At 64.9% G+C, this 3,922-nt stretch carries 4 protein-coding genes; all 4 read left to right on the top strand.

Annotated features, from left to right (window positions below; all coding sequences use genetic code 11):
- Positions 1 to 32: 32 nt before the first annotated feature.
- Positions 33 to 767, top strand: coding sequence for a Flp pilus assembly protein CpaB (gene cpaB / locus VAE54_RS06730; protein WP_322801180.1), 735 nt, complete (start codon positions 33 to 35; stop codon positions 765 to 767).
- Positions 768 to 822: 55 nt separating this feature from the next.
- On the top strand, positions 823 to 2,208 hold the full coding sequence (locus tag VAE54_RS06735) for a hypothetical protein (RefSeq protein WP_322801181.1): 1,386 nt from the start codon (positions 823 to 825) through the stop codon (positions 2,206 to 2,208).
- A complete protein-coding gene (locus VAE54_RS06740) occupies positions 2,205 to 3,683 on the top strand; it encodes a protein kinase domain-containing protein (protein ID WP_322801182.1) in 1,479 nt (492 codons plus the stop codon). The genes VAE54_RS06735 and VAE54_RS06740 overlap by 4 nt, the downstream gene beginning before the upstream one ends.
- Positions 3,680 to 3,922, top strand: a 243-nt coding sequence (locus VAE54_RS06745) for a hypothetical protein (protein WP_322801183.1), incomplete at its 3' end; no start/stop codon positions are given. The genes VAE54_RS06740 and VAE54_RS06745, both read left to right, overlap by 4 nt.

A 3,922-nucleotide genomic window follows, 5' to 3' on the forward strand; every position in this document is an offset into this window, starting at 1 on the left:
CCTGGCTTTGCCAGGAGGTGGAGTGACGGAGAATGAGGCGGACGGCGTGGATTCTGACGGGTGCGGCGCTGGTCATTGGACTCGTGACGGTAGGGCTTGGGCTGGGCATCGTGCAACAGGCCACCCGGGTCACGGGTGAGCAGCTGGAGGTGCTGGTGGCCCAGAAAGAGGTGCCTCCGTTCACCGTCCTACGTCGAGACAACGTGGGGGAATATTTCCGGCGGGCCCGTCTGCCGGTCTACTACTTTAATCAACTGCAGGGTCTGGTGCGGGCGGGCGACGATCTGGACGGATGGGTGGTGATGGTTCCGATCCCGAAGGACTCGGTGCTGGCGTGGAGCATGTTGGATCGGAATTTGGGGTTGGAGCCGGGGCGGCGGGCGGTAGCGATCAGCGTGAATTCGGAGACCGGCCTGTCCGGTCTGATCCGACCGGGCAACCATGTGGATGTGCTGGTCTCCATGGAAGGAGGTGCCGATGGGGGCGGGCAGACCATGGTGATGCTGCAGAACGTCCGGGTTCTGGCGGTCAGCAGTTTGCTGCCACGGGAAGGGGAGCTGGTGGGGGCAACGGTTGGGCGGCTGCTGCCCAGCGGCCAGCTGGCGCCGGATATGGTAGTGATCCTGGATCTCAGCCTGGAAGATGCGGCCCGTCTGACCTACATGCGTAACTTTGCGAAGGAAATCCGATTCGTCCTGCGCCGATTTGGGGACGAACAGATCGAGAGCGTCCCGTTCATCAGGCGGGATCGCGCGATTGGGCCATGAGCTGGATCCTTGGATAGTCAGGGCACAATGCACGGATCGGTGGGGGGAATCCAGGATGGAGCAACGAGGGGATCTGATCCCGGTGGTTCTGATCACCAGCGATCCGGAGTGGGAAAAGGGGATCCGGGAGTTTCTGATAAACAGCGGGAGAGTACACCTGGTGCGGGTCTTCGCCAGCCCGGATCAGGCGGTTCAACTGCTGCCCCATGTGCGTCCCTCTCCGGAGATTGTGCTGCTAACGGAGAACGCCGGAGGGGTTCCGGAGCTGAGCACGTGCCGGCAGATCTCCCAGATGATGCCCCAGGCGGCGGTGATCCTGGTGGTGAGCGATACCCTCTTCGATGATCCGCGCTATCTACGGAGCGCCATGGCTTCGGGCGCTGACGATGTGCTGCGAATGACCCGCCCCATGCGCTTCCAGGGATGGATCGAGTCGATGGAGCGGGTTCGGGATTTGCTGCGGGCGCGCACGGTGGCCACCCGCCGCGAGACCGGACGGGTGGTGGCGGTGTTCAGCCTGAAGGGAGGCGTCGGGAAAACCACCCTGGCCCTGGGCCTGGCGGATCGCCTGGCCGCAGCGCCCCCCGAGCCCTCCCGCGTCGTCTATGTCGATCTCAACTGGCACGCGGGAATGACCGAGACGCTCGTCGGCCATCCGGCCTCTCGTTCATGGCTGGAGAGCCTGGATTTCCAGCAATGGTCCCCGGCCATTGTCGACGCCCTCATTACCCGGGCCCGTGAGGCGTTACGGTTCGACTTCCTGGCTGCCCCGCGTGAGGAGGATCACTACGGCATGTTGCGGGATCTCTTCCTCCTCCATCGCCTGCCCCCGGAGGAGGCGCCGGAGCTGGACCGCCTTGCCCGGCTGCTTTCCGATGGACGGGCGGTGGAAGACGAGATCCTGCAGGATGTGAACCGGCGATGTGTTCAGCACGCTCGGATCGAACACGCCCTGGCCACCGCTCTGCATCACCTTCTGATCAATCTCCGCGCCTATTACCGGTATGTCGTCCTCGATCTCCCTCCCTCCGCTGATTTCCTCACCCTCCTGGCCTTGCAGCGGGCGGATCGAATCGTTCTGGTGCTCACCCCCGATCTGGCGGCCCTGCAAGCGACCCATCTGGGCCTCGATCTCCTGCAGCGGAGCGCCATCCCCGGGGAGATCGGTGTAGTGTTGAACCGGGCTACCCGTCGTAGTGAGATCCGCCCGGATACTCTTCAGCGGTTGCTGCGTGGCATCAGCTGGCTGGCGGCGGTCCCGGAAGATCCCTGGATGGCTTGGGACCGGTCTCCGGGGGATGTGCTGCGACGGCCCGGGTTGCTGGAGGCGATCGGACGGATGGTGGATTATATGTTCCCCTCAACCCCGCCGGGAGAGGAGGCCAGCCGGAGGCGATCGATGGGGGCTTCCGGATCCCGGGCGGCTGAGGTGCGTTCATGAGAGCCCGGCGACGCGTCGGACCCTATCGGATCGAGAGCGAAGTCCAGCAGGGCAAGCTGGGGACCCTGTATCGCGCTCGGGATACGCAGGGGAATCTCCGGGCCCTGAAGGTTTTCCATTCCTTTCTGATTCAGGATCGGCCTGGGCTGGAGGAGGCTCTCCAGCATCTGGTGGAGCGCTTGCAACGGATCTCCCATCCCTATGTGGTGGTTCCTGTGGAAACAGGCTATGACCCGAACGAGGATGTGGTGTATGTGGTTTCCCCATGGATTGAGCGGGCGACGCCGATGGGGGCGATCCTGCAGCAGGAGGGGGGGCGTCTATCGTTCAGCCAGGTGGCCGAGTGCCTTTGGCGGACGCTTCTGGCGTTGCGGGTATTGAGCCAGGCCATCGGCCTCCATGGCTCCCTGAAGCTGAGCAATCTGGTCCGGGGTGAGAGGGGACGTTTCTATGTGACGGATCCGGGCCTGGCCCGGGCGGTGTATCGAACCCAGCCAGGGATCAGCCCCTGGGATGCCATCGGGACCTCGGATTATCTGCCTCCGGAGCTCATCGAGGGAGGTGAGGCGGGATCCGCTACGGATCTCTATGCCCTGGGGGCCATCGCCTACCATATGCTGGAGGGACGCCCCCTGTTTCCGTCCGATGATCCGGCTCGCTGTCGCGAGGCCCATCGCACCCAATCCCCTCCGCCGCTGCAGCGCTCCGATGTGCCTCCGGCTTTTCAGCGCTGGCTGCTGCAGCTCCTGTCCAAGAAGCCTCAGGATCGTTTTCAGGACCCAGCCGCTGCACTGGAGGCCCTGGCGGAGATCCTGTTGGAGCGGGGATGGGCCATGGACTTCTGGCGCGCTGAGGCGCAGGCCCTCCTCGAGCTTCGGGCGCTGGACCTGGCTGCAGAGCATGTCGAGCGTGTTCTTCAGGTCCAGCCCAATCATCCCGAAGCGCTGATGCTCAAGAGGGAGATCGAAGAGGCCCGCCTTCAGGAGGAGATCGGCCAGCGGCTGGAGCGGGCCCGTCAGCTTCTCCGGGAAGGGCAGCTGGAGGCCGCTCGGGAGGCTATCCGATGGGTCCTGCAGCGCGCGCCCCAGCATCCGGAGGCCGCCGCGCTTCGGGATCGGGTTGAAGAGATCCTGGCCCATCCGCCCGCGCTGGTGCTGCGCACCCGATCCGGGCGGGCCTTCCGCCTGGAGGGGGAGGGCATCATGGGTCGCTCCGGACAGGAAGGCCAGGGGCCGGAGGTGGATCTGGCCCCCGAGGATAGCGGGCGATATGTCTCCCGTCGCCATGCCCGTCTATGGTGGGAGAAAGGCGCCTGGTGGATTCAGATCTTCCCCGAGACGGTCAACACGACGTGGATGGACGGCGTTCCGATGGACCGGGGCCGGCCCTATCCGCTCCACGATGGCGTTCGGCTGCGCATCGGGAACGTGGAGCTCGAGGTGGCCTTTGAATATCCGAAATGGGGGGATGCATGAAGCGGATGCGCCGGTTGTGGATGGCCTTCATCCTGCCCTTGATCTCTCTGGGAGGGCTGGGCCTGTCGCTGAATCTCGGAGCTCCGGCCGCTCTGGCTCAGGGTGGCCTCCTGAAGGCCCGGCCCCTCGGCGTGGACATCACCCGTTTCCCCACGGTGACGGTCTTCTTTCAGCTGGTGGATCTCTCAAGGGGGCTGCCTACCGCCCAGCGGGTGGAGGTCCGATCCGTGCGGGAGGAT

This window comes from Thermoflexus sp. (genome assembly GCF_034432235.1).
GTDB lineage: Bacteria > Chloroflexota > Anaerolineae > Thermoflexales > Thermoflexaceae > Thermoflexus.

Bases quoted from the DNA above. Each gene is read 5' to 3' on its own strand.
- cpaB (WP_322801180.1), top strand. From the start codon at position 33: ATGAGGCGGACGGCGTGGATTCTGACGGGTGCGGCGCTGGTCATTGGA.
- VAE54_RS06735 (WP_322801181.1), top strand. From the start codon at position 823: ATGGAGCAACGAGGGGATCTGATCCCGGTGGTTCTGATCACCAGCGAT.
- VAE54_RS06740 (WP_322801182.1), top strand. From the start codon at position 2,205: ATGAGAGCCCGGCGACGCGTCGGACCCTATCGGATCGAGAGCGAAGTC.